The sequence below is a fragment of the Streptomyces novaecaesareae genome (assembly GCF_000716875.1).
Lineage (GTDB): Bacteria > Actinomycetota > Actinomycetes > Streptomycetales > Streptomycetaceae > Kitasatospora > Kitasatospora novaecaesareae.
This window is the reverse complement of record NZ_JNWQ01000008.1, coordinates 70439-97341: the sequence shown is the minus strand read 5'-3', so window position 1 is coordinate 97341 and position 26903 is coordinate 70439. Positions and strand designations below refer to the sequence as shown.

The window sequence follows — 26903 nt, the reverse complement described above, 5'->3', positions numbered from 1 at the left end:
CCTCCGGCGTTCTCGTGCCCGACCTCGTGCCCTGGTTCAGGGACGCAGGCGCAGTCCGCGCGGGGTGGCGTGGAATCCGGCCTCCTCCAGGACGCGGCCGAGAGCGGAGCCGAGGGTCGGCTCGCCGTTGGCCCGCTCCACCGTGACGCTGCCCAGCGCGCCCGCCCGGACGGCGGCGGCCAGCGCACCGGCCGCCGGCGCCAGAGCCGCCTCGTCCTCCGGCCAGGCCAGCAGGGACTTGCCACCGCGTTCGACGTACAGCACCAGCTCGCCGTCCACCAGGACCACCAGGGCGCCCGCCTTGCGGCCCGGGCGGTGGGCCGTGGACTCCTTGCCGTCGGGCGCGGTGGGCGGATCCGGCCAGGGCAGCGCGGCGCCGTAGGCGTTCGCCGGGTCGGCGGCGGCCAGCACCAGCGTTTGCGGCGGCTCGGCGGCCGGTGCGGCGGGCCATTCGGCGGCCCGGGCCCGCTCCAGCCGACCGTTGACGGAGCGCAGGCGGTCCGCCGCGCCCTCCATCGCGAACTGGGCGCCGCCGAGGCCCTCGACGAAGTAGCCCCGGCGGGCCCGGCCGCGCTCCTCCATCGCGGCGAGCACCCGGTAGACCCCGGCGAAGCCGCCGGGCACCCGTTCGGCGGCCACCGTGCCCCGGGTGAGCAGGCCGTGGCGGTCCAGCAGGCTCTGCGCCTGGGCGGTGGCCCGGACCGTCGGGTCGGCGGCGAGGGCGGGCAGCAGCGACCAGCGCCCGGCCACCGTCGGCGGGCCGCTGCGCAGGGCGCCGCCGACCCGGCCGAACGGGCGGCCGGCCCCGCCGTAGCGCCCGCGCGGGGTCGCCCGGGGCGCGCGGTGGGCGGTGGCGCCCGCCGTCCGGCCGGAGCCGAGCAGGGCGCGCAGCGGGGCGAGGGTGTCGTTGGTGACGTAGCCGGCCCAGACCAGGTCCCAGAGGGCCGTCACGACCTCCGGCTCCGGCATCTCCTCCGGGAGCTGCTGGACGAGCTGGCGGAAGAACAGGCCGTAGCCGCCGGCCAGCGCGGCCATCAGGGCGCTGTGCAGCGGGGTGAGCGCGGGCGGGACCGGCTCGGGGCGCAGCAGGTGGGCGTTCTCGGTGAGGTGCAGGCTGAGCCAGCCGTCCTTGCCGGGCAGCGCGCCGGCCCCGCACCAGCCGATCTCACCGGCCGCCGTCAACTCGTCCAGCAGGCCGGGGGAGTAGTCGGCGAGCCGGGCCGGGAGGATCAGCTTCTCCAGCGCGGAGGCGGGCAGGGCGGTGCCCTGCAGCTGCTCGACCACCCGGAGCAGGCCGTCCGGGCCGCGCAGCCGGTGGCCGGCCAGGTGCTGCCACTGCGGGAGGAAGGCGGCCAGGGCGCGGGGCGGGACCGGCTCGACCTCCTGGCGCAGGGCGGCCAGCGAGCGGCGGCGCAGCCGGCGCAGCACCTCGGCGTCGCACCACTCGGCGGCGGTGGTGTGGCTCTCGGCGGGCCGGAAGGCGCCCTGCACCAGGCGGCCGGCGGCGGTGAGGCGGTGCAGGGTGCCGGTGACGACGGCGGTGCCCAGGCCGTAGCGGGCGGCGGCCTCGGCGGCGGTGAACGGGCCGTGGGTGCGGGCGTGGCGGGCCAGCAAGTCGCCCAACGGGTCCTTGACCGGTTCGGTGAAGGCTTCGGGGACGCCGACCGGCAGCGGGGTGCCGAGCGCGTCGCGCAGGCGGCCGGCGTCCTCGATCGCGGCCCAGCGCTGCTCGCCGGCGATCCGGACCTGGATCACCCGGCGGGCGGCCTCCAGCTCCAGGGCCCAGAGCGGCTCGGCGCCGCGGGCGGTCAGCTCGGCCTCGTCGAGCGGGCCGAGCAGGCGCAGGGCGTCGGCGACGCCCTCGGCGTCCCTGATCCGGCGCTCGGGGGTGAGGCGCTGGAGCTCGGCCTCCAGCTCGGCGAGCACCTGGGGGTCGAGCAGTTCGCTCAGCTCGGCCTGGCCGAGGAGCTCGGACAGCAGCCGGGAGTCCAGCGAGAGGGCGGCGGCGCGGCGCTCGGCGAGCGGGGAGTCCCCCTCGTAGAGGAACTGGGCGACGTAGCCGAAGAGCAGCGAGCGGGCGAAGGGCGAGGGCTCGGGGGTGGTGACCTCGACCAGCCGGACGGCGCGGGATTCCAAGTCCCCCATCAGCTCGACCAGGCCGGGGACGTCGAAGACGTCCTGCAGGCACTCGCGGACGGCCTCCAGGACGATCGGGAACGAGCCGTACTCGGAGGCGACTTCGAGCAGTTGGGCGGCGCGCTGGCGCTGCTGCCAGAGCGGGGTGCGGCGGCCGGGGTTGCGGCGGGGGAGCAGCAGGGCGCGGCCGGCGCACTCGCGGAAGCGGGAGGCGAACAGGGCGGAGCCGCCGACCTGGTCGGTGACCAGCTGCTCGATGTCGCCCGGGTCGAACAGAGCGGCGTCGGCGCCGACCGGGGCCTCGTCGGAACCCGCCTGCTCCGAGGGGCCGGCGAAGTCGAAGTCGGGGGCGAGCAGGTCGGCGTCGGGCAGGCGCAGCACGATGCCGTCGTCGGCGTGCATGACCTGCGGGTCGAGGCCGTGCTTCTCCCGGAGCCGGGCGCCGAGGGCGAGCGCCCAGGGGGCGTGCACCTGGGCGCCGAAGGGGGAGTGGATGACGATCCGCCAGTCGCCGAGCTCGTCGCGGAAGCGCTCGACCACGATGGTGCGGTCGTCCGGGAGGTGGCCGCAGGCGGCGCGCTGTTCGGCGAGGTAGTCGAGCAGGTTGGCGGCGGCCCAGTCGTCCAGCCCCGCCTGCTTGAGGCGCTCGGTGGCGGCCTCGGGCTGCAGCGCGCCCAGCTCGCGGGTGAACGCGCCGAGGGCGCGGCCGAGTTCGAGCGGGCGGCCGAGGGTGTCGCCCTTCCAGAACGGGAGCCGGCCGGGGACGCCGGGGGCGGGGGTGACCAGGACCTTGTCGTGGGTGATCTCCTCGATCCGCCAGGAGGTGGTGCCGAGGGTGAAGACGTCGCCGACGCGGGACTCGTAGACCATCTCCTCGTCGAGCTCCCCGACCCGGCCGCCGCCCTTCTTCGCCGCTTTCGCATCGGACGCGGCCGAGCCGGCGATGAAGACGCCGAACAGGCCGCGGTCGGGGATGGTGCCGCCGGAGGTGACGGCCAGGCGCTGGGCGCCGGGGCGGCCGGTCACGGTGCCGGCCACCCGGTCCCAGACCACGCGGGGGCGCAGCTCGGCGAAGGCGTCCGAGGGGTAGCGTCCCGCCAGCATGTCGAGCACGGCGTCGAAGGCGGACTGCGGGAGGGTGGCGAAGGGCGCGGCGCGGCGGACCACGGCGAGCAGCTCGTCCACCGGCCAGGCGTCCAGGGCCGTCATCGCGACGAGTTGCTGGGCCAGCACGTCCAGCGGATTGCGCGGGATGCGCAGCGCCTCGATCCGGCCGGCCCGCATCCGCTCGGTGACCACGGCGGACTGCACCAGGTCCCCCCGGTACTTGGGGAAGAAGACACCGGTGGAGACCGCGCCGACCTGGTGGCCGGCCCGGCCGACCCGCTGCAGGCCGGAGGCGACCGAGGGCGGGGACTCGACCTGGACGACCAGCTCGACGGCGCCCATGTCGATGCCCAGCTCCAGGCTGGAGGTGGCGACCACGGCGGGCAGCCGGCCGGCCTTCAACTCCTCCTCGACCAGGGACCGCTGCTCCTTGGAGACGGAGCCGTGGTGGGCCCGGGCGATGACCGGGGGAGCGCCCTTGGCCGCGCCGGAGCCGCCCATCAGCTCGGCCGGGGCGTGCGCCTCGGGGAAGGCGGTGCCGGTGGCGCGCTCGTGGGCGATCTCGTTCAGCCGGTTGCACAGGCGTTCGGCCAGGCGGCGGGAGTTGGCGAAGACGATGGTCGAGCGGTGCGCCTCGACCAGGTCGACGATCCGCTCTTCGACGTGCGGCCAGATCGAGGCTTGGCGCTGCGGGTCGCTGCCGGCGGCGCCGCCGGTGGCCGGGGCGGCGGGCAGGTCGTCCAGGTCGGGGACGGGGACGACCACCGAGAGGTCGAACTCCTTGGCGGCGGGCGGCTGGACGACGACGGCGCCGCGCTGCGGGCTGAGGAAGCGGGCCACCTCCTCGACCGGGCGCACCGTCGCGGACAGGCCGATCCGGCGGGCCGGGCGGTCCAGCAGCTCGTCCAGCCGCTCCAGGGTGAGCGCGAGGTGCGCGCCGCGCTTGGTGCCGGCGACCGCGTGCACCTCGTCCAGGATCACCGTGTCCACGCCGCGCAGTGCCTCCCGGGCGGCGGAGGTGAGCAGCAGGAACAGCGATTCGGGGGTGGTGATCAGGATGTCCGGCGGGTGGGTCGCGAAGCGGCGGCGGTCGGCGGCCGGGGTGTCGCCGGAGCGGATGGCGACCTGGACCTCCGGCTCGGGCAGGCCCAGCCGGACGGCGGCCTGGCGCAGGCCGGTCAGCGGGGCGCGCAGGTTCCGTTCGACGTCCACCGCGAGGGCCTTGAGCGGCGAGACGTAGAGGACCCGGCAGCGGTGCTTGGGCTCGGCCGGGGGCGGGGTGCTGCTGAGCCGGTCGAGGGCGGAGAGGAAGGCGGCGAGCGTCTTGCCGGAGCCGGTGGGGGCGACCACCAGGACGTCCGTCTCCCGCCGGATGGCGCGCCAGGCCTCGGCCTGGGCGGTGGTGGGGGCGGAGAAGGCACCGGTGAACCAGGCCCGGGTGGCCGGGGCGAAGCCGGCCAGGGGGTCGTCGGGGCCGTCGGGGTCGTCGGCGGGCGGGGTCGGGTGCTGGGGCGCCATGCCCCCATGGTGCCGGGTGGGACCGACAACCGGGGGTGGACTGGGCGGGCGAGGGGCGGGGGTGCCGTAGCGGGGTGCAAGCCGAGGAGTAGCGGGGTGCAAGCCGAGGAGCAGAAACGACAATCCGCTCATATCGTGATGATTCGGGAGCATGATCCACCCGTGAACCACCGGACCGACGAGCGGAGGCCGTGCGATGGCGCAGGCGCACCCGTCGGGCCCGCCCGCCCGCACCGCCCGCCGCCGGGTCCGCGGGCCCGCCCGGGCGCTCCTCGCGATGCTGCTCACGGCGCTCGTGGTGGGCGGGGCCGTCCCGTACGTGTCCGGGCCCGGCCGGGCCTACCTCAGCTACCTGGTGCTGGCCGAGCGGGAGGACGCCCCCGGCGCCGACCGGGCCGCGGCGGAGAGCCGGGCGGCCGGCGGGCAGGTGGTGCAGGCGTACCCGCAGATCGGGGCCGTCCTGGCGTACGCGACCGGGGGGTTCGCGGACCGGGTGCGGGCCCGGCCCGGGATCGCCGCCGTCGGCGCCACCCGGACCGCCCCGGTGGTGGCGCCGCCCCGCGCGGTGGACGGCGCCGGGGACTTCACGGCGGGGGTGCCCCGGGGCGTCCGCGGGACGGTTGGTACGGACGGGGTCGGGGCGGCCGGGGCTGGGATCGGGGTTGGGGCCGGCGGCGAACGGGCGGACGGCGAGACGGCCACCGTGCCCGACCCGGCCGAGGGCGGGGCCTGGAACCTCGCCATGCTCGGGGCCACCACGGCCCGGGCCGGCGACGCCTCCCCGGTGCCGAACGGCGCCCCCGCGGGCGGCGTGCCGGGCCCGGAGACACTGCGCGGGGTGCTGGTCGCGGTGCTGGACTCCGGCGTGGACGACACCCACCCCGACCTGCGCGCCGCCGTCGACCCGAAGGCCTCCGCCTCCTGCGCCGACGGCCGGCCCGACGCCAGGACCGGCGCCTGGCGGCCCGACCCCGGAGTCGGCGAGAGCGGCCACGGCACCCACGTCGCCGGGATCGTCGGCGCCACCCGGGACGGCCGCGGCGTCACCGGGGTCGCGCCGGGCGTGCGGATCGCCGCCGTACGGCTGCTCGGCCCGCTCGGGCAGTACTACGTCGAGAACATCGTCTGCGGCCTGGTCTGGGCCGCCGACCACGGTGCCAAGGCGATCAACAACAGCTACTTCGCCGACCCGTGGAAGTACAACTGCCCCGGGGACCGCGACCAGGCCACGCTGATCGCCGCCGTCGACCGGGCCGCCCGGTACGCCCGGAGCAGGGGCGCGGTGGTGGTCGCCTCGGCGGGCAACGACGGGCAGGACCTCGGCGCCGCCCGGACCGACGAACGCAGCCCCAACGACCGGGTCTCCGGGCCGCCGCGCACCCGCTACCTGGGCACCGAGTGCGTCCGGCTGCCCGGCGAACTGCCCGGTGTCGTCACCGTCACCGCCGTCAACCGGGACGGCCACCCGTCCGCCTACTCCAACTACGGGCGCGGCCGGGTCTCGCTGGCCGCCCCCGGCGGGGACCCGGACGGCGGGGCGCAGAACGCGATCGTCTCGGACTGGCCCGGCGGGCAGTACGCGGCGCTGGCCGGCACCTCGATGGCCGCCGCGCACGTCACCGGCGCGGTCGCGGTTGCCGCGGCGCTCCACCCGGGCCTCGGCTCCGACGGCCTGGCGGCGCTGCTCGCGAACACCGCGACGGCGGGCTGCCCGGCGGGGCCGTACGCGTGCGGGGACCGGCAGTACTCCGGGGCTGGCCTGCTGGCGCTGCCGCACTGAGCCCGGCCCACCGCGGAGAGCCGGGCGACGGGGCAGAACGGGCGGGTGGCGGGTGGCGGATGGCGGGCGGTGGCGGGCCGGGGCACGGGCGGCGGGTCCGGGATACTTGAGCCATGAGGCTGACGGAGTTCTGGCGACGGATGCACGCGCACTTCGGGGAGACGTACGCGGAGTCGTTCGCGACCGACCACGTGATGACGGAACTGGGCGGGCGGACGGTGCGGCAGGCGCTGGAGGCGGGCTGGGAGGCCAAGGACGTCTGGCGGGTGGTCTGCGAGACCCAGGGGGTCTCGACGCTGCTGCGCTGAACGGGGCCTCCGGTGCCCGGGCGGGCACCGGGCGTGGGACAGACTGTCCGGGTGACAAGCAGCGCAGAACAGAAGGATTCGGACAGGTCGGCGCGGGGCGGCGGCGAGGACGCGGGCGAGATCATCGGGGGCGAGCGCCCCGGCGGTGAGCGCACCCGCGCGGGCGAGCGCACCGGCGGCGAGCCCACCGGCGGGGGCGGCGTCCTGTGGGGTGGCGGGATGCCGCGCTGGCTGCCCCGGGCGATGGTGCTGTTCCTGGTGCTGGTCGGGCTGTTCCAGCTCGCCGACTGGGCCTTCCGGCAGCTGATCGACCTGTTCGTGATGCTGCTGGTGGCCTTCTTCCTCTCGCTCGCGCTGGAGCCGGCCGTCGACCGGATGGCGGCGCGCGGGGTGCGCCGGGGGGTCGGCACCTTCCTGGTGTTCGTCGCGGTCGGGGTCGCGGTGCTCGGCTTCCTCGCGGCGCTCGGCACGCTGCTGGTGGACCAGGTGGCGAAGATCGCCGGAGACCTGCCGCACCTGGTCGACAACCTGATCGGCTGGACCAATCGGACCTTCCATCAGGACCTGTCGCTGGGCGAGCTGCAGAAGAAGCTGCTCAAGGACTCCGGCACCATCGAGAACTACGCCCAGCAGGCCGCCGACAACATCTGGGGCGTCTCCTCCACCGTGCTCGGGGGGCTCTTCCAGATCTTCACGGTCGGGCTGTTCACCTTCTACTTCACCGCCGAGGGCCCGCGGGTGCGCCGGACGGTCTGCTCGCTGCTGCCGCCGGCCAAGCAGGGCGAGGTGCTGCGGGCCTGGGAGATCGCGCTGGCCAAGACCGGCGGCTACCTGTACTCCCGGGCGGTGCTGGCGGTGGTGTCGGCGGCCGGGCACTGGGTGATGTTCGCGCTGATCGACCTGCCGTACTCGGCCGCGCTGGCGATCTGGGTCGGCGTCATGTCGCAGTTCGTGCCGACCATCGGGACGTACCTGGCGGGTGCGCTGCCGGTGCTGGTGGCGCTCACCGTGCAGCCGGTGGACGCGCTGTGGGTGCTGGTCTTCACGGTGGTCTACCAGCAGGTCGAGAACTACCTGCTGCACCCGAGGATCACCGCGCGGACGGTGGACGTGCACCCGGCGGTGGCCTTCGGCTCGGTGATCGCGGGCGCGGCGCTGCTCGGGGCGGTGGGCGCGCTGATCGCGATCCCGGCGGCGGCGACCCTGCAGGGCTTCGTCGGGACGTACGTGCGGCGGTACGAGGTGGCCGCCGATCCGCGGATCGACCGGGGCGAGCAGGGGCGGGCCCGCCGGGAGCTGCGCCGGGAGGCGGCGCGGCGGCTGCGGCGGATGGTCGGCGGGGACGGGGGCTGACGGCCGGCGGGGGCCGTGACGGGAGCCACACCGCGGGGACGTGCGACGCTTGAATCGAACAGATGTTCTTTGTACTCTCCGGCGACGAGTTTTCCACAGGCCGAGCCCGGACTGGCTCGTTTGTCAGTGGGACGCGCTAGCGTCGAGGACGATGAAGCGCACAGCACAGAACCCGAGGGAAAAAGCCATGGCAGGTACGGACCGCGAGAAGGCCCTGGAAACCGCGCTCGCCCAGATCGAGCGGCAGTTCGGCAAGGGCTCGGTGATGCGCCTCGGCGAGAAGGCCAACGAGCCCATCGAGGTGATCTCCACCGGGTCCACCGCCCTGGATGTCGCCCTCGGGGTCGGCGGCATCCCGCGCGGCCGAGTGATCGAGATCTACGGCCCCGAGTCCTCCGGCAAGACGACCCTGACCCTGCACCTGGCGGCCAACGCCCAGAAGGCCGGCGGCACGGTCGCCTTCGTCGACGCGGAGCACGCGCTCGACCCGGAGTACGCCAAGAAGCTCGGCGTGGACACCGACGCCCTGCTGGTCAGCCAGCCGGACACCGGTGAGCAGGCACTGGAGATCACCGACATGCTGATCCGCTCCGGCGCGATCGACCTGGTGATCATCGACTCGGTCGCGGCGCTCGTCCCGCGCGCCGAGATCGAGGGAGAGATGGGAGACTCGCACGTCGGTCTGCAGGCGCGACTGATGAGCCAGGCGCTGCGCAAGATCGCCGGTGCGCTGAACCAGTCGAACACCACCGCGATCTTCATCAACCAGCTGCGCGAGAAGATCGGTGTGATGTTCGGCTCGCCGGAGACCACGACCGGTGGCCGGGCACTGAAGTTCTACGCCTCGGTCCGTCTGGACATCCGCCGGATCGAGACCCTGAAGGACGGCACCGAGGCGGTCGGCAACCGCACCCGCGTCAAGGTGGTCAAGAACAAGGTCGCCGCGCCGTTCAAGCAGGCCGAGTTCGACATCCTCTACGGCGTGGGCATCAGCCGCGAGGGCGGCCTGATCGACATGGGCGTCGAGCACGGCTTCATCCGCAAGTCGGGCGCCTGGTACACCTACGAGGGCGACCAGCTCGGCCAGGGCAAGGAGAACGCCCGCAACTTCCTGCGGGACAACCCGCAGCTCGCCGACGAGATCGAGCGGAAGATCAAGGGCAAGCTCGGCATCGGCCCGAAGACCGAGGAGCCGACCGAGGGCGAGGCGGACACCGCGGCCGCCGACGGCGCGGCGAAGCCGATCACCGCGACCGTCGCCAAGACGGCCGCGGCGAAGAAGACGGCTGCTGCCAAGGCCTGAGCCGTTGACGCAGTACGACACGGTGGGAGGCGGCCCGGCGGGCCCGGAGGACGAGGACTACGGGCCGCCGGACTGGTTCGCCGCAGTAGCGGAGGAGCCGGAATCCGACCGGGCCCCGGCCCGGGCGGTGCGCGGCGCGGCGCCCGGGCCCGCTCAGGAGTGTGAGCAGCCGGCGGAGGTCTCGGTCGAGGCGCTCGGGCTGGTCTCCGCCTCCGAGCTGCCCACCGGCCGCCGTCGGCGGCGCTCGGCCGTGACGGCCGAGGAGTTCGAGGCGGGCGTGCCCGCTTCCGCACCGGCGTTCGCGTCGCGCCGCCGGAGTGAGGACGGGGCGGCCGGTCACGGGGGTGTGGCCGCCTCGACCCCGCGCTCCGGTGCGCGTCGGGGCCGCACCCGGCGCGGGCGCACCGCCGACGGGCTGTCCGGCGAGGGACTGTCCGGTGAGGGACTGTTCGGCGATGAGCAGCGCGGTGAGGATCTGTCCGGCGAGCGGAAGAAGGGCGCCCGCGGCGCTCGGAAGCAGGCCGAGGAGTCGGCCGATCCGGAGACCAGCGCCCGGGACGTCTGCCTGCGGCTGCTGACCGGCGCGGCCAAGACCCGCAAGCAGCTCGCCGACGCCCTGCGCAAGCGGGAGATCCCGGACGAGGTCGCCGACGAGGTGCTCACCCGGCTCGAAGAGGTCGGGCTGATCGACGACGCGGCCTTCGCCGAGGCCTGGGTGGAGTCCCGGCACGCCGTCCGGGGCCTGTCCCGGCGGGCGCTGGCGCAGGAGCTGCGCACCAAGGGCGTGGCCGCCGACCTGGTCGAGCAGGCCGTCTCGCAGCTGGACCACGACGACGAGGCGGACGCGGCCCGGGCGCTGGTCGAGCGCAAGCTGCGCTCCACCCGGGGGCTGGATCCGCAGGTCCGCACCCGGCGGCTGGTGGGGATGCTGGCCCGGCGCGGCTACTCCGAGGGGCTGGCGTTCCGGGTGGTGCGCGCTGCACTGGAAGAAGAGGGGAGCGAACTGTCGGAAACCGAGGGGGAGTAGTGGCTGTTTCGTACGCCTCTTGATGCGGAACGGGGCAAGTCTTGACCGTCTCGTGACCCGCACTTAGCCTCGCCTTCAGTGCCCGGGGCCGCTTCCGAACGTGCCCCGCACAGGGACGGGGAGTGGGGCGGCATGGGGATCTCTGCGGGCACCGGACCGGACGGCTCGCTGCTGCCGATCGCCGGATCGGCCGCCGCCCTGCTGGTGCTGGTGCTCGCGGTACTCGCCGGGCTGGTCATCGGACGGCTCCGGGCGGCCCGGCGCAGTGCGCTGGCCGAGGCCGAGCGGGTCCACCGGTGGGCCGAGGAGCAGGCCGTCCGGCAGCGGGCCGAACTCGCCCGCCGCGAGGAGGACTTGGCCGAGGGGCTGCGCCGACTGCGTCACCGGGAGGACGAACTGGCCGGTCGATCAGCCGAGTTGGAACGTTCCCGGGGCGAGGTCGAGGCGTTGGCGACCCGCCGGGCGGCGGCCCTGGAACGCGCCGCCGGGCTCTCCGCCGAGCAGGCCCGGGCCGAACTCCTGCGTGAGGCCGAGGCTTCGGCCCGGCGGGAGGCGGCGGTCACCGTCCGGGAGATCGAGCGCGAGGCCAAGGAGGAGGGCGAGCGCCGGGCCCGGTCGATCCTCACCGGGGCGATCCAGCGGCTGGCGACGGAGCAGACCGCGGAGACCGCCGTCACCGTCCTCCGGCTGCCGAGCGAGGACATGAAGGGCCGGATCATCGGCCGCGAGGGCCGCAACATCCGCGCCTTCGAGGCGGTCACCGGGGTGAACCTGATCGTCGACGACACCCCGGAGTCGGTGCAGCTCTCCTGCTTCGACCCGGTGCGGCGGGAGACCGCCCGGCTCACCCTGGAGCAGCTGATCGAGGACGGCCGGATCCACCCGACCCGGATCGAGCACCTCCACGAGCGCAGCCGTACGGAGGTCGAGCAGCGCTGCGTCCGGGCCGGCGAGGACGCCCTGCTGGACGCCCGGGTCGGCGGGATGCACCCCGAACTCGTCCGCACCCTGGGCTCGTTGCGCTATCGGGCCTCGTACGGGCAGAACGTCCTCGGGCACCTGCTGGAGTCCGCGCACCTGGCCGGGATGATGGCCGCCGAGCTCGGCGTGGACCCGGAGCCGGTGCGGCGCGCGGCGCTGCTGCACGACATCGGCAAGGCGCTCACCCACGAGGCCGAGGGCAGCCACGCGGCGGTCGGCGCGGAGCTCGCCCGGCGGTACGGCGAGTCCCCGGAGGTGGTGCACGCGATCGCCGCCCACCACAACGAGGTGGAGCCGTCCACCGTGACGGCGGTGCTGACCCAGGCCGCGGACGCCTGCTCGGGCGGCCGGCCGGGGGCGCGCAAGGAGTCGCTGGAGCTGTACGTGCGCCGGCTGGCGCGGCTGGAGGAGATCGCGCGCTCGTACGCGGGCGTGGCCGAGGCCTACGCGATGCAGGCCGGCCGCGAGGTCCGGGTGATGGTCCGCCCGGAGGAGGTGGACGACCTGGGTGTGGAGCTGATCGCCCGTGAGGTCGCGCGGCAGGTCTCGGCCGAGCTGACGTACCCGGGCCGGATCCGGGTGACCGTGGTCCGGGAGAGCCGCGCCACGGCGGTGGCGGGTTAGGGCCTGTCCGGCGGTCGGGGCTAGCTCGGGGAGTCGACCTGCTGCGGTGCGCGGCGGCGGTCGGCGCGCTGGGGCTCGGGCCGGTCGGCCTGCTCGGGTTCGGGCGCGGCGTCGGCGGTCGGTTCAGGGGCCGGTTCAGGGGCCGGTTCGGGGGCCGGTTCGGGGGCCGGGGCGAGGGTGGCCGGGCCGCCGCGAGCGCTGTCGGCCAGGGCGAGGAGGTCCTCCGCGACGGCGCCCTGGGTGACGCCGACCAGGTGGCCGTCCGGGCGGATCAGCAGGACGGTGTGCGGCCCGGCGCCCGGGTAGTCCTCGGTGACCAGCACCTCGGCGGGTACCGGCAGGGCCTCGGCGACCTCGGCGAGCCGGGGCATCAGGCCGGCGCCGAGCCAGTGCTCGGACGACCAGACGGCGGTGCCGGGCGCGACCAGCAGCAGCAGGAAGGTGGCGCCGAGGCGGGCGTGCAGGTGGTCGGGGGCGCCGTCGGCGGCGAGCACCGGCAGGTCCGGGACGAGCACGCCGGGGGCGGTGGCGGGCAGCAGTTCGCTGAGCGAGGTGGTGCCGCGCGAGCCGCGCTGCACCGGGACCCGGCCGGGGACGCCGGAGGGCGCCGCCGGGTAGGCGGGCGCGCCGCCGAAGCGGCCGGTGCCGAGCTGGCCGTCGGCGAGCAGCGGGGCGTGCTTGCGGAAGCCGCCGACCAGCAGCGAGCGCCGGGTCTGCTGCCAGCCGCGCAGCGGGCGCAGCAGCGGCATGGACTGGTCGACGGCGCGCAGCCGGGCGCCGACCGCGCCGCGCCGTTCGGCCTCGTAGCCGTCCAGCAGCGAGCCGCCGGGCTGGGGGCCGCCGGAGTGCAGGTGCCAGGCGAGGGCGAGCCGCCAGGCGAGGTTGTCGGCGTCGCGCAGCCCGTCCGCGAGGTTCTGCATGCCCAGGGCGCCGTGCAGGTGGGCGGCGTCGCCGGCCAGGAAGCAGCGGCCGACCCGGAAGCGGGCGGCCAGGCGCTGCTGGGCGGTGTGGTCGGCGGCGGCGAGCAGGTCGAAGCGGGGGAGTTCGCCGCACCAGCCGGTGAGGGTGGAGGTGACCCGGGTGAGCAGGGTGTCGCCGGTGACGATGCCGGGCCAGGTGGCGTGCGGGTCGACCGTCTCGGTGAGGGCGGGCCGGCCGGGGGGCAGTCGCCAGTCGAGCCGCCAGACGCCGTCCGGCAGCGGACGGGCGGAGGCCTCGCGGTCGCCGCGCCACGGGGGTTCGCGGTGCAGCCGGGCGCCGTCGAAGGGCAGGTCGACCCGGACGGTGGCGATGGCGTTGCGGTCGACCGCCGGGCGGCCGGGGAAGCGGATCTTCAGGAGCTTGCGGACGGTGGATCTCGCGCCGTCGCAGCCGACCAGGTGGCTGCCGCGCCACCAGGTGGTGGTGCCGTTCTGGGTGCCCGTGGTGCGGATGCTGACGCCGTCCCGGTCCTGTTCGAGTTCGACGACCCGGTTGAGCGGGACCAGCTTGATCAGCGGGGTGCCGGTCAGGGCGTCGCGCAGGCCGCGCTGGAGGCGGTGCTGGGGGAGGTGGAAGGTGGGCGAGTCGGTGAGGTCGATCCGCAGCACCTCCTGGCGGCGGCGCCAGATGGCGAAGGAGTCCCACAGGGCGGAGTCCGAGACGGCCCGCGGGTAGCCGATCCGGGTCAGGAAGGCGGTGGTGTCGGCGCCGAGGACGAGGCTGCGCGGGCCTTCGGGGCAGAGCCCGGAGCCCTCGTCGAGGACGACGGTCGGCACCTCGTGCCGGGCCAGGGCGAGGGCCAGGGCCAGACCGACCGGTCCGGCCCCGACCACGATCACCGGGTCCATGAGGGGACCTCCGGGCACGAACCGGCCGATCGGCCGGCGTCAGTTACCGCTGCCGCATATGCCGCGTGGATGCTCCCGGGAGGTGTCACGAAGAGCAATGCAACAGTTCACCTGCGTGTCCGTCAAGCAGCAGCCGAAGTGCGCCGGTTCGCGCCGCGACGGCCGCGTGCTTCGATCCAGCGCGCGAGCGCGGTCAGCAGCAGGCACATGGCGATGTAGAGCGGGCCGATCACGAGCACCACGGGGATGTAGGGGAAGCCCGCGGCGTTGATCGGCTGGCTGGCGATCGCCTTTCCGACGAACAGCAGCTCGTGGTAGGTGATGACGAAGCCGAGCGAGGTGTCCTTGAGGGTGACGACCAGCTGGCCGATCATCGTGGGCAGCATCGAGCGGACGGCCTGCGGCACCAGGATGGACATCATCACCTGGGTCTTGCGCATGCCGAGGCCGTACGCCGCCTCGCCCTGACCGCGCGGGACCGCGTTGACGCCGCTGCGGATGATCTCGGCCTGGACCGCGCCGTTGTAGAGGGTGAGCCCGAGCACCAGCGCCCACATCGGCTGCTGGGCGAAGAACGCGTAGTAGAGGCCGACGATCAGGATCAGCAGCGGCATCGCCCGGAAGAACTGGGTGAAGGCCGTGCAGGCCCAGCGGACCGGCTTGTGGTCGGAGAGCTGACCGGCCGCCAGCAGGGCGCCCAGGGTCAGCGAGAACAGCGCGGCCAGCCCGAAGGCCTCCAGGGTGGCCAGCAGGCCGTCCACGATCCGCTGCTGGACGGTGTTGTACTGGAACGCGTCCCACAGGTCCGCGTCGAACTGGCCGTTGTCGGCGAGTGCGGTGAAGACGTACCCGAGGAGTCCGGCGACGCCGATCAGGGAGAGGACGCCGAACAGGCGGTACCGGGCGCGGGCCTTCGGGCCGGGGGTGTCGTAGAGGACACTGGCCGTCGCGGGGCGGTTGAACAAGCTCATGCGCCCACCTCGCTGCGCTCGGCAGGGGCATTCGCCCATGCGCGCCTCTTGATTGTTCGCTCGCTGCGCTCGCTCATCGGGCCACCGCCAGTCGGGATTCCAGGAAGCGGAAGAACGTGGCGACCGTCGCGCTGATCAGCAGGTAGGCGCAGGCCACCCAGAAGAAGATCGCGAAGATCGAGTAGCCGCGCTCGGAGAAGGTCTGCTGGGCGCTGTACAGCTCGCCGACGCTGAACGCGCCGGCGATCGCCGAGTTCCTCGGCAGCGCGATGAACACGCTGCTCATCGGGGCCAGCACGGTGCGGGCGGCCTGCGGCAGGACGACCATGGTGAGGGTCTGGCCGAAGGTCATGCCGAGGCTGCGGGCGGCCTCCGCCTGGCCGAGCGGCACGGTGTTGATGCCGGAGCGGATCACCTCGCAGACGAACGAGGCGGTGTACCCGCCGAGCGCCAGCACCGCGAAGACCAGGTGGCTGAAGTGCACGCCGAGCGGCGGCAGGCCGAAGGTGACGGCGAAGAACAGCAGGGTCAGCGGGGTGTTGCGGAAGAGCGTGACCCAGCCGGTGCCGAAGGCGCGCAGGACCGGCACCGGGGAGACCCGGAAGGCCGCCAGCAGGGTGCCCAGCAGCAGGGCGAGCAGCGCGCTGAGTGCGCTCACCTCGATCGTCTGCAGGAAGCCGTCGCGGAACAACGCGAAGTTGTCGTCCTCGAACAGGAACCCCATCCGGCGGCCCTCCTCTCAATCAGGGTTGGGAATGTGGTGCGGGGGCGGATCAGTAGCGGTCGAGGGCCGGGACGTCGGGCGCGGCGGAGCCGGAGGCGGCCAGGGTCGCGTCGTAGGCCTTCTTCCAGTCGCCGTTGTCCTCGTGCGCCTTGAGGGCGTCGCTGATGGCGTTGCGCAGCACCGCGTCGTCCTTCTTGAGGCCGACGCCGTAGTTCTCCTTGGTGAAGGGCTTGCCGACGACCTTGAGCTTGCCGGCGTACTTGGAGGCGTAGCCCTTGAGGATGGCGTCGTCGGTGGTGACGGCGTCGACCTCACCGGAGAGGAGCTTCTCGACGCAGGCCGAGTAGGTGTCGAACTGCGTGATCTTCGGGCTGTACTGCTGGATGTTCTTGATCGAGGTCGAGCCGGTGGCGGTGCAGACGTTCTTGCCGTTCACACTCTCCGGGCCGGTGATCGAGGTGTTGTCCTGCTTCACCAGCAGGTCCTGGCCGGCGATGTAGTACGGGCCGGCGAAGGAGACGGTCTTCTTGCGCTCGTCGTTGATGCTGTAGGTGCCGACGTAGAAGTCGATCTGGCCCTTGTCGATGGCCGGCTCGCGCTGCGAGGAGACCAGGGTCTGCCACTTGATCTGCTGCGGGGTGAAGCCGAGGTCGGCGGCGACCATCTTGGCGATCTCGATGTCGAAGCCGCTGCGGTCGCCGCTGGCGACGTCCTCCCAGCCGAGGTTCGGCTGGTCGGCCTTGGCGCCGATGATCAGCTGGCCGCGCTTGCGGGCCTCGGCGATGATCGGGGAGTCGACCTTGGCGTCGGTCTTGACGGTGTAGGTCGGCAGCTTCGGGGCGTCGCTCGCGCTGGCGGCGGCACCGGGGGTGCCGTCCTTGCCGCAGGCGGCGGTGGCGGTGAGCGCGACGGCACAGAGCACGACGGCGAGGGTGCGGGAAGTCCTCATGAGGGTGTTCTCCTGGGGCTGGGCCGCGGTGTCAACCGGGCTCTGGCGTCTGGAAGTTGTGTACGGGCAGGGCCGATCGGCACCGTTGCCGGAGGCGGCCCGCGTGGTCTCGAAGCGTCAGTGGTGGAGGATCTTCGAGAGGAAGTCCTTGGCGCGGTCCGAGCGCGGCGCGGTGAAGAAGGCGTCCGGGGTGTTCTGCTCGACGATCTTTCCGTCGGCCATGAACAGCACGCGGTTGGCGGCGGAGCGGGCGAAGCCCATCTCGTGGGTGACCACGACCATCGTCATGCCGTCGGCGGCCAGCTGGCGCATGACCTCCAGCACCTCGTTGACCATCTCCGGGTCGAGGGCCGAGGTGGGCTCGTCGAAGAGCATCACCTTGGGCTTCATCGCCAGCGCCCGGGCGATCGCCACGCGCTGCTGCTGGCCGCCGGAGAGCTGGGCCGGGAACTTGTCGGCCTGGGCGCCGACGCCGACGCGCTCCAACAGCTCCCGGGCGGTCTTCTCGGCCTGCGGGCGGGGCACCTTGCGCACCTTCACCTGGCCGATGACCACGTTCTCCAGCACGGTCTTGTGCGCGAACAGGTTGAAGCTCTGGAACACCATGCCGACCTCGGCGCGCAGCCGGGCCAGCTCCTTGCCCTCGGCGGGCAGCGGCCGGCCGTCGATGGTGATCGCGCCGGAGTCGATCGTCTCCAGCCGGTTGATCGTCCGGCAGAGCGTGGACTTGCCCGAACCGGACGGGCCGATCAGTACGACGACCTCGCCCTGGGTGATCCTGAGGTCGATGTCCTGCAGCACGTGCAGCGCGCCGTAGTGCTTGTTGACGTTGCTCAGCACGACCAGCGGGGCGGCTGCGGGGGTGGAGTCCTGGACCGGGCTCTCGGTCATCGCGCCTGCTCCCTCTGTTTCGGATCGTGCCTGCCCGAGAAGTCTTCAACTCCCTTGGGAGGCAATGGTGGTGCGAATCCGGGAGCCGCGGCCGGCGGAGCCGCAGCCCCCGGTGGGCCGACCTTAGGAGCCGTGAGCGCGCGCCGTCAGCCGATCTGAGCGGAACTTGAGGATCACAAAACGGCCACACGGTCCGTACGTACTGTTCGCGAGGGCGCCGACGGGGCATGTCACAGCGGGAAGGTGCACCGGTGCTGCCCGTCCCCCACGAGCCCGGTGCGCGGTCCAGCCTGGCGTCGGGCCGCCCGCTGGCCCATACTGCGCAAGGGCCTGACCGATCGGTCCGCAGAACACCGGTGATCACGTGGGGGAAGGAGGAGAACACAGGATGCGACTGCTGCTCGTCGAGGACGACGAACGCGTGGCCGCCGCGCTGGTCGCGGTACTGGGCCGGCACGGCTTCCAGGTCCGGCACGCCCGCAGCGGGCACGAGGCGCTGGACGCCCTGGTGCCGGACGGGAACGAGCCGTACCGGGTGGTGCTGCTCGACCTCGGGCTGCCCGATCGCGACGGCTTCGAGGTGTGCAGCCGGATCAGGGCCGGCAGCGGAGTGCCGGTGATCATGGTCACCGCCCGCGCCGACGTCCGCTCCCGGATCCACGGCCTCAACCTGGGCGCCGACGACTACGTCACCAAGCCGTACGACATGGGCGAGCTGCTCGCCCGCATCCACGCCGTGGCCCGCCGCGGCGCCGCCCCCTCCTCGGTGTCGGTGCCCGCCCCCGACACCGTCCCGCAGCAGCGCGGCCCGCTGGAGTCCCGCGGCATCCGGATCGACCGGGAGCGCCGCCGGGTCAGCGTGGACGGCCGCGACGTGCCGCTCACCCGCAAGGAGTTCGACCTGCTCGCCCTGCTCGCGCAGAGCCCGGGCGTGGTCTACCGGCGCGAGCAGATCTTCAGCGAGGTCTGGCGCAGCGGCTGGGAGGGCAACGGGCGCACCCTGGAGGTGCACATCGGCTCGCTGCGCAACAAGCTCGCACTGCCCGGCCTGGTCGAGGCCGTGCGCGGCGTCGGCTACCGCCTGATCCCGGAGTGCCCGGCGGCCGCCGCGGCCGACCCGGCGCCGAACGCCCCCGCGGAGCACTGACCGCACGTGCGCACCCGCCTGCTCGGCATCCTGATCGCCCTCATGCTCTGCGTCCTGGCCGCCCTGGGGCTGCCGCTCGCGGCGGCGGTCGCGGCGGCCGAGCAGACCAAGGTGGTCGTCGACCGGCTCGACGACGCCGCCCGCCTGGCCCAGGACCTGCCCACCTCCGGCGCCGTCGACTCGGCGCGCAAGGGCGACCCGGAGCCCGCCCCCGGCGACCTCAGCCGACAGCGCGCGATCGACGCCGAGGTCCGCCGCTACTTCGACCTGTACGGCGTGCGGCTGGGCATCTTCCAGCGCGACGGCCTGCCGATCGCCGCCGCGCCCGAGAACTGGCGGGTGCCCGCCTCCGGCTGGGGCGCCCAGGCCTTCCAGGAGGCCCTGGACGGGCGGCGCAGCCACAACCCGCCGCAGGTCTGGCCGTGGACGCCGGACCGGACGATCACCGTCGCCACCCCGGTGGTGCGCGACGGCGACGTGGTCGCGGTCGTGCTCAGCGAGTCCCCGACCGGGGCGCTGCGCACCCGGGTGCTGCACAAGTGGCTGGTGCTCGTCGCGGGCGAGGCCGCCGCGATGATCGTCGCCGTGCTGCTGGCCGTCCGGCTCACCGAATGGGTGCTGCGACCGGTGCGCACCCTGGACCGGGCCACCCACGACATCGCCACCGGCCGGATGGCCGCCCGAGTCGCCCCCGGCGGCGGACCGCCCGAACTGCAGCGGCTGGCACGCTCGTTCAACGAGATGGCGGACCACGTGGTGCTCGCGATGGACCAGCAGAAGGCCTTCGTCGCGGACGCCTCGCACCAGCTGCGCAACCCCCTCTCGGCACTGCTGCTGCGGGTCGAGGTGCTCGGCCTGGAGCTGCCCGAGGGGCACGAGGAGGAGCTCAGCGGCGTCCGGGAGGAGGGCGTCCGACTGGCCCGGGTCCTGGACGACCTGCTCGGGCTGGCCACCGCCGAGCACGCCCGCCCCGAGCCGGAGCGCACCGACCTGGCCGAACTCACCCTGGCCCGGGCCGACGCCTGGCGGCCGGTCGCCGAGCAGCGCGGGATCGGGCTGCGCTGGGACGGCCCGGCCCTGGCGATCGGCATGGTCGACCCGATCGGCTTCGGCTCCGCCCTGGACGCCGTGGTGGACAACGCGCTCAAGTTCAGCCCGGCCGGCAGCGAGGTGCGGCTGCGGGTCGCGGTACGCCGGGACGAGGTCGCGGTGACCGTCGTCGACGCCGGGCCCGGCCTCACCGAGGACGAGCTGTCCCGGGCCGGTGACCGGTTCTGGCGCAGCCCCCGGCACCAGAACGTGGACGGCTCCGGGCTGGGCCTGTCCATCGCCCGCACCCTGCTGGCGGCCGGCGGCGGCTCGCTCGGCTTCGCACCGGTCAAGCCGACCGGGCTCGCGGTGACGCTGACGGTGCCGCGGCCGGAGAAGTGACGGCGGGCGCTCGCCGCCGCGCGCGGGCGCTCCGGCTTCGGCGGGTGCTCCGGCCTCAGTGGGCGCTCCGGCTTCGGCGGGTGCTTACGGCTTCACCGAGCGGTAGTAGCGCGCCGCGCCCGTGTGCAGCGGGAGCGGGTCGGTGTAGACGGCGGTGCGCAGGTCGACCAGCTGGGCGGCGTGCACCTGGGCGCCGATCTGGTCGCGGCTGTCGATCACCGCGCGGGTCATGCCCTCGACCAGGCCCGGGTCCGCGTCGTCCCGGGTGATCAGCAGATTGGGCACGGCCACCGTGGCGACGGCCTCCTTGGGCTCGGCGTTCGGGTAGGTGCCCTTGGGCATGGTGGCTGCCCGGTAGGCGTCGGTGCCGCCGCCCTCGGCCCTGTGCAGGGCCTCGGCGAGGTCGCTCAGCGGCACGAGCCGGATCCGGACGTGGTCGGACAGGTCGGTGAGCGCGCTGGTGGGCAGCCCGCCGGACCAGAAGAAGGCGTCCAGCTTGCCCTCGCGCAGCTGGTCGGCGGCGTCGCCGACCCCGGCCGGCACGGGAACGATGTCGCGGTCCGGGTCCAGCCCGGCCGCGGCCAGCAGCCGCTTGGTCACCAGGTTCACCCCGGACTGCGGCAGGCCGACACCGACCCGCAGGCCCTTGAGGTCGGCGGTGCGGCGCACCGGGGAGGAGACCGGGACGATCAGCTGCAGGTAGTCGTCGTAGAGCCGGGCGATCGCCCGCAGCCGGTCCTTGCCGGGGCCCTGGTAGTCGGCGACCGCGTCGGCGGTGGCGATCGCGAAGGCGTCCCGGCCGGTGATCACCCGGGTGAGGTTGTCTATCGAGCCCTCGGAGTTGTCCAGGGCCAGCCGCACCCCCGGCATCGTCGAGGAGACGTGTGCCTGCAGCAGCTGCCCGTACCGGTCGTAGACGCCGCGCTGCACGCCGGTGGCGAAGCGGACCTCCCCGCGCGGGTACCCGGGCGAGCGGCCCGCCGACAGCCACCAGCCGCCCAGGCCGGCGACCAGCAGCACCAGCACCAGCAGCGTCCGCCACAGCGGGCTGCCGGCCGCGGTGCGGACGGCGGAGCCGAGCGGGGACGGAGTGGTGGGGGCCATGCAGGGGATACTGCCAGGCGCTCCGGCCGAACGGGAGGGGACCGGGACGGCGAAAGCTCCGGGACGGGCCGCGGAAACCCTCCGGGACGGGGCCGGGGAGGCCCCCGGACCGGCCGGGGGAGGCTGCGGGCGGGGCTGCGGGCGGGCCGGGGAGCTCCGGGAAAAGCGCTTCGCGGCTGCCCGTACCCTGGTCTGGTGAGCGGTGAGAGCGGATTGAAGAGCTACAAGGTCGTCACGCACGGCTGTCAGATGAACGTCCACGACTCCGAGCGGCTGTCCGGGCTGCTGGAGGAGGCGGGCTACGTCAAGGCCGGGCCCGAGGGCGACCCGGACCTGGTGGTGTTCAACACCTGCGCGGTGCGCGAGAACGCCGACAACAAGCTGTACGGCAACCTCGGCCAGCTGGCGCCGGTCAAGGGCCGCCACAAGGGCATGCAGATCGCCGTCGGCGGCTGCCTGGCCCAGAAGGACCGCGACACCATCGTCCAGCGCGCCCCCTGGGTCGACGTGGTGTTCGGCACGCACAACATCGGGCACCTGCCGGCTCTGCTGGAGCGGGCCGCGATCGAGCGGAAGGCCCAGGTCGAGATCCTGGAGTCGCTGGAGACCTTCCCCTCCACCCTGCCGACCCGCCGCGAGTCCGCGTACGCCGCCTGGGTCTCGATCTCGGTCGGCTGCAACAACACCTGCACCTTCTGCATCGTCCCCGCCCTGCGCGGCAAGGAGGAGGACCGCCGGCCCGGCGACGTCCTCGCCGAGATCGAGGCGCTGGTCGACGAGGGCGTCATCGAGGTGACGCTGCTCGGCCAGAACGTCAACGCCTACGGCTCCGACCTGGGCGACCGCGAGGCCTTCTCCAAGCTGCTGCGCGCCGCCGGCCAGGTCGAGGGCCTGGAGCGGATCCGCTTCACCTCGCCGCACCCGCGCGACTTCACCGACGACGTGATCGCCGCGATGGCCGAGACCCCCGCCGTGATGCACCAGCTGCACATGCCGCTGCAGTCCGGCTCCGACCGGGTCCTCAAGGCGATGCGCCGCTCCTACCGGCAGGAGCGTTTCCTCGGGATCATCCGCAAGGTCCGCGAGGCGATGCCGGACGCGGCGATCTCCACCGACATCATCGTGGGCTTCCCCGGCGAGACCGAGGAGGACTTCGAGGAGACGATGCACACCGTCCGCGAGGCCCGCTTCACCAACGCCTTCACCTTCCAGTACTCCAAGCGCCCCGGCACCCCGGCCGCGGAGATGGAGGACCAGGTCCCGAAGGAGGTCGTGCAGGCCCGCTACGACCGGCTGATCGCCCTCCAGGAGGAGATCTCCTGGGAGGAGAACAAGAAGCAGGTCGGCCGGACCCTGGAGATCCTCGTCGCGGAGGGCGAGGGCAAGAAGGACGACCAGACCCGGCGGCTCTCCGGCCGCGCCCCCGACAACCGCCTGGTGCACTTCAGCAAGCCCGAGGAGCCGGTGCGCCCGGGCGACATGGTGACCGTCGAGATCACCTACGCCGCCCCGCACCACCTGCTCGCCGAGGGCCCGGTGCTCTCGGTGCGCCGCACCCGGGCCGGCGACGCCTGGGAGAAGCGCCAGGCCAAGCCCGCCGCCAAGCCGGCCGGCGTGATGCTCGGCCTGCCGTCCATCGGCGCCCCGGCCGCACTGCCGCTCGCCGCACCCGCGGGCGGCGCCTGCTGCGGCGACTGACGCACTGCTCCGTACGGCGGCCAGGTGGGACTCCCGAGTCCCGCTGGGCCGCCGTTCTTGTTGGCTAGAGTGATCCACATGCTGGTAGCCGCCGCCGTGTGCCCCTGTCCGCCGCTGCTCGTCCCCGAGGTCGCCGCCGGGGCGGCCGCCGAGCTGGACGCGCTGCGCGCCGCCTGCGACGAGGCGCTGGCGGTGCTGGCCGCGGCCGGGCCGCAGCTGGTCGTGGTGGTCGGCACCGGGCCGGAGGCCGAGGTGTGGACCGAGGGCGGGGCCGGCTCCTTCCACCGCTACGGGGTGCCGCTGGCCGCCAAACTGCCCGGCGACCGGGTCGAGGGGCCGGAGCTGGCGCCCTCGCTGACCGTCGGGGCCTGGCTGCTGGAGCGCGCCGGGGTGACCCTGCCGACGCACGCCTGCGCGGTGCCCGCCGACGCCCCGGCCGACCGGATGCTCGGCCTCGGCCAGGGCCTGGCCGGCCTCGCCGACCGGGTCGCCCTGCTGGTGCTCGGCGACGGCAGCGCCTGCCGCACCGTGAAGGCGCCCGGCTACCTGGACGAGCGGGCCGAGGGCTTCGACGCCGCGCTGGGCGCCGCGCTGGGCTCGGCCGACCTGCCCGCCCTCGCCGCCCTGGACGCGGGCCTCGCCGCCGAGCTGAAGGCCGAGGGCCGGGCGCCCTGGCAGGTGCTGGCCGGCGCTGCGGAGGGCGCCGGCCTCACCGGGCGGCTGGCCTACCAGGACGCACCGTACGGGGTCGGGTACTTCGTGGCGTCCTGGAGCTGACCGTCACGACTGCGGGGCCTGGCCCCCGTCCTGCGGCTTCGGCTTGTGGGCGAAGTCGTCGACCGCGCCCTTGGCCTTGTCGGTACCGTGCTCGATCTTCTCGCTGTACTTGCCCTTGGTCGCCTTGTCGATCGCGCCGCCAGCCTTGTCGACGATGTGGTCGATCTGGTCGCTGTGCTTGCCGGCCAGTTCGCTGGCCTTCTCCTTGAGCTCCTCGGCCTTGCCCTTGAGGTTGTCCATCAGACCCATGGCGGTCTCACCCTTCCCTGTCGTCCGTCCATCCCCGTCCCCCCGCACAACGTCCGTGCCCGGTGAAGCGTTCGCAAACCGGGCATCAACTGGGGAAACGGCTGGAAACGCTCCTGGGAACAGTCATATCGTCGCGCAGCCCGGGCCGAGCGGCAGCCCGGTCTCCGGTGCCGCCGCGGTTTTGCGAGACTGGAGCGGTGAGCAGCTCCCGTACCCCGCGTGTCGCCCCTCCCCGTGTGGTCTGCGTCGTCGGCGCGACCGCCGCCGGCAAGTCCGACCTCGCCGTCGCCATCGCCCGCAGCCTCGACGGCGAGGTGATCAACACCGACTCGATGCAGCTGTACCGGGGCATGGACATCGGCACCGCCAAGCTCACCATGGCCGAGCGCGGGGGAGTGCCGCACCACCTGCTGGACGTCTGGGACGTCACCGAGGCCGCCAGCGTGGCCGAGTACCAGCGGCTGGCCCGGGCCGAGATCGACCGGCTGCTGGCCGCCGGGCGCACGGCCGTCCTGGTCGGCGGCTCCGGGCTGTACGTCCGGGCGGCGATCGACGAGATGGAGTTCCCCGGCACCGACCCGCAGGTGCGGGCCCGCCTGGAGGCCGAACTGGAGCAGGCCGGCCCGTACGAGCTGCACCGGCGGCTGGCCGCGCTGGACCCGGCGGCGGCCGAGGCGATCCTGACGAGCAACGGCCGCCGGATCGTCCGGGCGCTGGAGGTCATCGAGATCACCGGGCAGCCGTTCACCGCCAACCTGCCGAGCAACACCGCCGTGTACGAGGCCGTGCAGATCGGCGTCGCCGTGCCGCGTCCGGAGCTGGACGAGCGGATCACGCTGCGGGTCGACCGGATGTGGGAGGACGGACTCCTCGACGAGGTGCGGGAGCTGGAGAAGGCCGGACTGCGGGAGGGGAGGACCGCCTCCCGGGCGCTCGGCTACCAGCAGGTGCTCGACCACTTCGCCGGCGAGTGCACCGAGGACGAGGCGCGGGCCGAGACCGTCCGTGCCACCAAGCGCTTCGCGCGCCGTCAGGAGTCCTGGTTCCGCCGGGACGACCGGATCAACTGGCTGTCCCGACCGGCCGGCACCGACCCCGTCGAGCTGCTGGAACACTCCCTCGAACTGATCGACGGTCAGGGAGTTCCGGCCGCGTAGGACGGGTTCCGGCCAATTCGGCGGTGCACCTGCGCGCGCAGGCGACCGTGCAGGACGAACCGGCGGTCACGGCCCGATCACGTGATGGCCACGGATCACCCGTCGACCCCGGTCAGGCCCGGAACTCCCCTCTGGACATGCCATCATCGATGCCATAGGGATCGGCCGAACGGGCCGACCATGCCCGGCCGCGAGTCCGCTCGTGTCGAACTGTCAGGGGAGGCCGCGTGTCGACGGGTACCGGCCCCGACTCCGGTCAGAGGGGAAGCGTCACCGCCCCGGCCGAGGAGTTCGACGAGTCGACGATGGGCGACCTCCCGGTGCTGACCGGACTGGAGGCGCCGACCTCGTACGCGGTCGCGCTGCCCGCCCTGGACACCCGCACACCGCCCGGGGGTGCCGTGCACGAACGGGAGATCCGGCCGCGGCGCCGGCTGCGCTGGTGGCAGACCCTGCCGATCGCCCTGCTGGGCACCCTAGGCTCGCTGATGTTCGCCTTCCCGCTCGCCTTCGGCTCGGCCGGGGCGCGCGCCACCATGGTCGGCATGCTCGGGCTGCTGCTCACCGCCGCCTCCTTCGGCTGGGGCGCGATGGCCGCCCGGCACGCCGGCTACAAGTGGCCGGGGCTGCCGCGCCGGGGCTCCGGGCAGCGGGCCGGCTGGAAGGCGATCGTGGTCTACACCCTGATCGCGCTGGCCGCCTGCGCGCTCGCGGTCTGGCGGGTCGCCTACCTGCGGTAGGCCCTCCCCGGGCAGCCGCCACGCACCTCTCAGTACCATCGGAGGGGTGAGCGCATCCTCTTCCCCGCAGGGCGGCCTCCCCTTCTTCAAGGGGCACGGCACCCAGAACGACTTCGTCATCGTCCCGGACCCGGACGGCGTGCTGGAGATCGGTCCCGAGACCGTCGCGGCGCTGTGCGACCGGCGGGCCGGCATCGGCGGGGACGGGCTGCTGCGGGTGGTGCGCTCCGCCGCCGACCCGGCCGCCGCGGGGATGGCCGACCGGGCCGAGTGGTTCATGGACTACCGCAACTCCGACGGCAGCATCGCCGAGATGTGCGGCAACGGCCTGCGGGTCTTCGCCCGCTTCCTGGTCGAGGCCGGCCTGGCCAAGCCGGGCGAGCTGGCGATCGCCACCCGCTCCGGGGTGCTCACCGCGAAGGTCGCCGAGGACGCCGAGGACGGCACGCCCGGTGACGTCACCATCGACATGGGCCGCGCCCGGCTGCCCGGACCGGACGGCATCGAGGTCGCGGTCGGCGAGCGGCGCTGGCCGGCGCTGAACGTCAACATGGGCAACCCGCACGCGGTGGCCTTCGTGGAGAGCCTGGACCACGCCGGTGAGCTGCGGACCGCGCCGCTCACCAGCCCCGACGGCGCCTACCCCGAGGGCGTCAACGTCGAGTTCGTGGTGGACCGCGGGCCGCGGCACGTCGCGATGCGGGTGCACGAGCGGGGCTCGGGCGAGACCCGCTCCTGCGGCACCGGCGCCTGCGCGGTCGCGGTGGCCGCGATCCGCCGGGACGGCGCCGACCCGGCCGTCACCGGTGAGGCCGTCGCGTACACCGTGGACGTGCTCGGCGGCCGACTGGTCATCACCGAGCACCCGGACGGCCGGGTGGAGATGGCCGGCCCGGCGGTGATCGTGGCCGAGGGCCGGCTGGACGAGCGCTGGTGGGCGTCGATCCGGTAGGGCCGACGGCCCGGTTTGCCCAATTCGTGCAGCGACGAATCCCCCCGATCGGGTGATACCGGTCGCGGACGGGAATCACGGCATCGCGGAACGTGCTCTGCTCGGTAGCATGGACCACCGGGTCGATCACCCCTGGGAGGGGCAGCA

General features: G+C 74.1%; 21 protein-coding genes. 13 read left to right on the top strand and 8 right to left on the bottom strand.

Annotation, left to right across the window (positions count from 1 at the left end):
• Window positions 1-36: 36 nt before the first annotated feature.
• Entirely contained in the window at window positions 37-4761 is a 4725-nt protein-coding gene (locus OP86_RS05010; RefSeq protein WP_078588621.1) for an ATP-dependent helicase, read from the bottom strand.
• 196 nt (window positions 4762-4957) lie between these two features.
• Between OP86_RS05010 and OP86_RS05005 the strand changes: the two genes are divergently transcribed.
• The 6 genes from OP86_RS05005 (at window position 4958) to rny (ending at window position 12137) form a co-directional block, all read left to right on the top strand.
• Window positions 4958-6541, top strand: a complete 1584-nt coding sequence (locus tag OP86_RS05005) for a S8 family serine peptidase (protein ID WP_030057589.1) — start codon at window positions 4958-4960, stop codon at window positions 6539-6541.
• A 113-nt stretch (window positions 6542-6654) separates the two neighbouring features.
• Window positions 6655-6849: a DUF3046 domain-containing protein gene (locus OP86_RS05000; RefSeq protein WP_030057590.1), complete on the top strand. Its 195-nt coding sequence runs from the start codon at window positions 6655-6657 to the stop codon at window positions 6847-6849.
• Between the two features lie 51 nt (window positions 6850-6900).
• Window positions 6901-8202 carry an AI-2E family transporter gene (locus OP86_RS04995; protein WP_418952595.1) on the top strand — a complete coding sequence of 434 codons (1302 nt, stop codon included), beginning with the start codon at window positions 6901-6903 and terminating at the stop codon, window positions 8200-8202.
• Between the two features lie 187 nt (window positions 8203-8389).
• Complete coding sequence (gene recA, locus OP86_RS04990) at window positions 8390-9505, top strand: recombinase RecA (protein ID WP_030057592.1); 1116 nt, start codon at window positions 8390-8392, stop codon at window positions 9503-9505.
• A gap of 4 nt (window positions 9506-9509) precedes the next feature.
• The gene (recX, locus tag OP86_RS04985; RefSeq protein ID WP_234434903.1) at window positions 9510-10532 is read left to right on the top strand and encodes a recombination regulator RecX; all 1023 of its coding nucleotides are present in this window, start codon (window positions 9510-9512) and stop codon (window positions 10530-10532) included.
• A gap of 132 nt (window positions 10533-10664) precedes the next feature.
• On the top strand, window positions 10665-12137 hold the full coding sequence (gene rny, locus OP86_RS04980; RefSeq protein ID WP_030057594.1) for a ribonuclease Y: 1473 nt from the start codon (window positions 10665-10667) through the stop codon (window positions 12135-12137).
• 20 nt (window positions 12138-12157) lie between these two features.
• Here rny and OP86_RS04975 read toward each other — a convergent pair whose 3' ends face one another.
• The 5 genes from OP86_RS04975 to OP86_RS04955 all read right to left on the bottom strand — a co-directional run bounded on the left by OP86_RS04975 (window position 12158) and on the right by OP86_RS04955 (window position 17501).
• A complete protein-coding gene (locus OP86_RS04975) occupies window positions 12158-13966 on the bottom strand; it encodes an FAD-dependent monooxygenase (protein ID WP_063832293.1) in 1809 nt (602 codons plus the stop codon).
• A gap of 122 nt (window positions 13967-14088) precedes the next feature.
• Window positions 14089-14937: an amino acid ABC transporter permease gene (locus OP86_RS04970; RefSeq protein ID WP_030057597.1), complete on the bottom strand. Its 849-nt coding sequence runs from the start codon at window positions 14935-14937 to the stop codon at window positions 14089-14091.
• A 73-nt stretch (window positions 14938-15010) separates the two neighbouring features.
• Window positions 15011-15661 (bottom strand): amino acid ABC transporter permease, encoded by a 651-nt coding sequence (locus OP86_RS04965; RefSeq protein ID WP_030057598.1) that lies wholly within the window; start codon window positions 15659-15661, stop codon window positions 15011-15013.
• Window positions 15662-15710: 49 nt separating this feature from the next.
• On the bottom strand, window positions 15711-16610 hold the full coding sequence (locus OP86_RS04960; RefSeq protein ID WP_030057599.1) for a glutamate ABC transporter substrate-binding protein: 900 nt from the start codon (window positions 16608-16610) through the stop codon (window positions 15711-15713).
• A 117-nt stretch (window positions 16611-16727) separates the two neighbouring features.
• Window positions 16728-17501 carry an amino acid ABC transporter ATP-binding protein gene (locus tag OP86_RS04955; protein ID WP_030256981.1) on the bottom strand — a complete coding sequence of 258 codons (774 nt, stop codon included), beginning with the start codon at window positions 17499-17501 and terminating at the stop codon, window positions 16728-16730.
• A gap of 388 nt (window positions 17502-17889) precedes the next feature.
• Here OP86_RS04955 and OP86_RS04950 point away from each other — a divergent pair, with 388 nt between their 5' ends.
• Both OP86_RS04950 and OP86_RS04945 read left to right on the top strand, forming a co-directional pair.
• On the top strand, window positions 17890-18648 hold the full coding sequence (locus OP86_RS04950; RefSeq protein WP_030057602.1) for a response regulator transcription factor: 759 nt from the start codon (window positions 17890-17892) through the stop codon (window positions 18646-18648).
• A 6-nt stretch (window positions 18649-18654) separates the two neighbouring features.
• On the top strand, window positions 18655-20079 hold the full coding sequence (locus OP86_RS04945) for a sensor histidine kinase (protein WP_030057603.1): 1425 nt from the start codon (window positions 18655-18657) through the stop codon (window positions 20077-20079).
• Between the two features lie 84 nt (window positions 20080-20163).
• On the opposite strand, the gene OP86_RS04940 is transcribed toward OP86_RS04945, so the two are convergent.
• Window positions 20164-21183, bottom strand: a complete 1020-nt coding sequence (locus OP86_RS04940; RefSeq protein WP_030057697.1) for a TAXI family TRAP transporter solute-binding subunit — start codon at window positions 21181-21183, stop codon at window positions 20164-20166.
• A gap of 195 nt (window positions 21184-21378) precedes the next feature.
• Here OP86_RS04940 and miaB point away from each other — a divergent pair, with 195 nt between their 5' ends.
• Together miaB and OP86_RS04930 are read left to right on the top strand one after the other, a co-directional pair.
• Window positions 21379-22881 carry a tRNA (N6-isopentenyl adenosine(37)-C2)-methylthiotransferase MiaB gene (miaB, locus tag OP86_RS04935; RefSeq protein WP_267883105.1) on the top strand — a complete coding sequence of 501 codons (1503 nt, stop codon included), beginning with the start codon at window positions 21379-21381 and terminating at the stop codon, window positions 22879-22881.
• A gap of 78 nt (window positions 22882-22959) precedes the next feature.
• Window positions 22960-23658, top strand: a complete 699-nt coding sequence (locus OP86_RS04930) for a class III extradiol ring-cleavage dioxygenase family protein (RefSeq protein WP_030057605.1) — start codon at window positions 22960-22962, stop codon at window positions 23656-23658.
• Window positions 23659-23661: 3 nt separating this feature from the next.
• On the opposite strand, the gene OP86_RS04925 is transcribed toward OP86_RS04930, so the two are convergent.
• Window positions 23662-23907, bottom strand: a complete 246-nt coding sequence (locus tag OP86_RS04925) for an antitoxin (protein WP_033330999.1) — start codon at window positions 23905-23907, stop codon at window positions 23662-23664.
• A 197-nt stretch (window positions 23908-24104) separates the two neighbouring features.
• Here OP86_RS04925 and miaA point away from each other — a divergent pair, with 197 nt between their 5' ends.
• The 3 genes from miaA to dapF all read left to right on the top strand — a co-directional run bounded on the left by miaA (window position 24105) and on the right by dapF (window position 26756).
• Window positions 24105-25064 (top strand): tRNA (adenosine(37)-N6)-dimethylallyltransferase MiaA, encoded by a 960-nt coding sequence (gene miaA / locus OP86_RS04920; RefSeq protein WP_033330998.1) that lies wholly within the window; start codon window positions 24105-24107, stop codon window positions 25062-25064.
• Between the two features lie 227 nt (window positions 25065-25291).
• Window positions 25292-25804: a hypothetical protein gene (locus OP86_RS04915; protein ID WP_030057608.1), complete on the top strand. Its 513-nt coding sequence runs from the start codon at window positions 25292-25294 to the stop codon at window positions 25802-25804.
• A 46-nt stretch (window positions 25805-25850) separates the two neighbouring features.
• Complete coding sequence (gene dapF / locus OP86_RS04910; protein WP_030256977.1) at window positions 25851-26756, top strand: diaminopimelate epimerase; 906 nt, start codon at window positions 25851-25853, stop codon at window positions 26754-26756.
• Window positions 26757-26903: the final 147 nt, after the last annotated feature.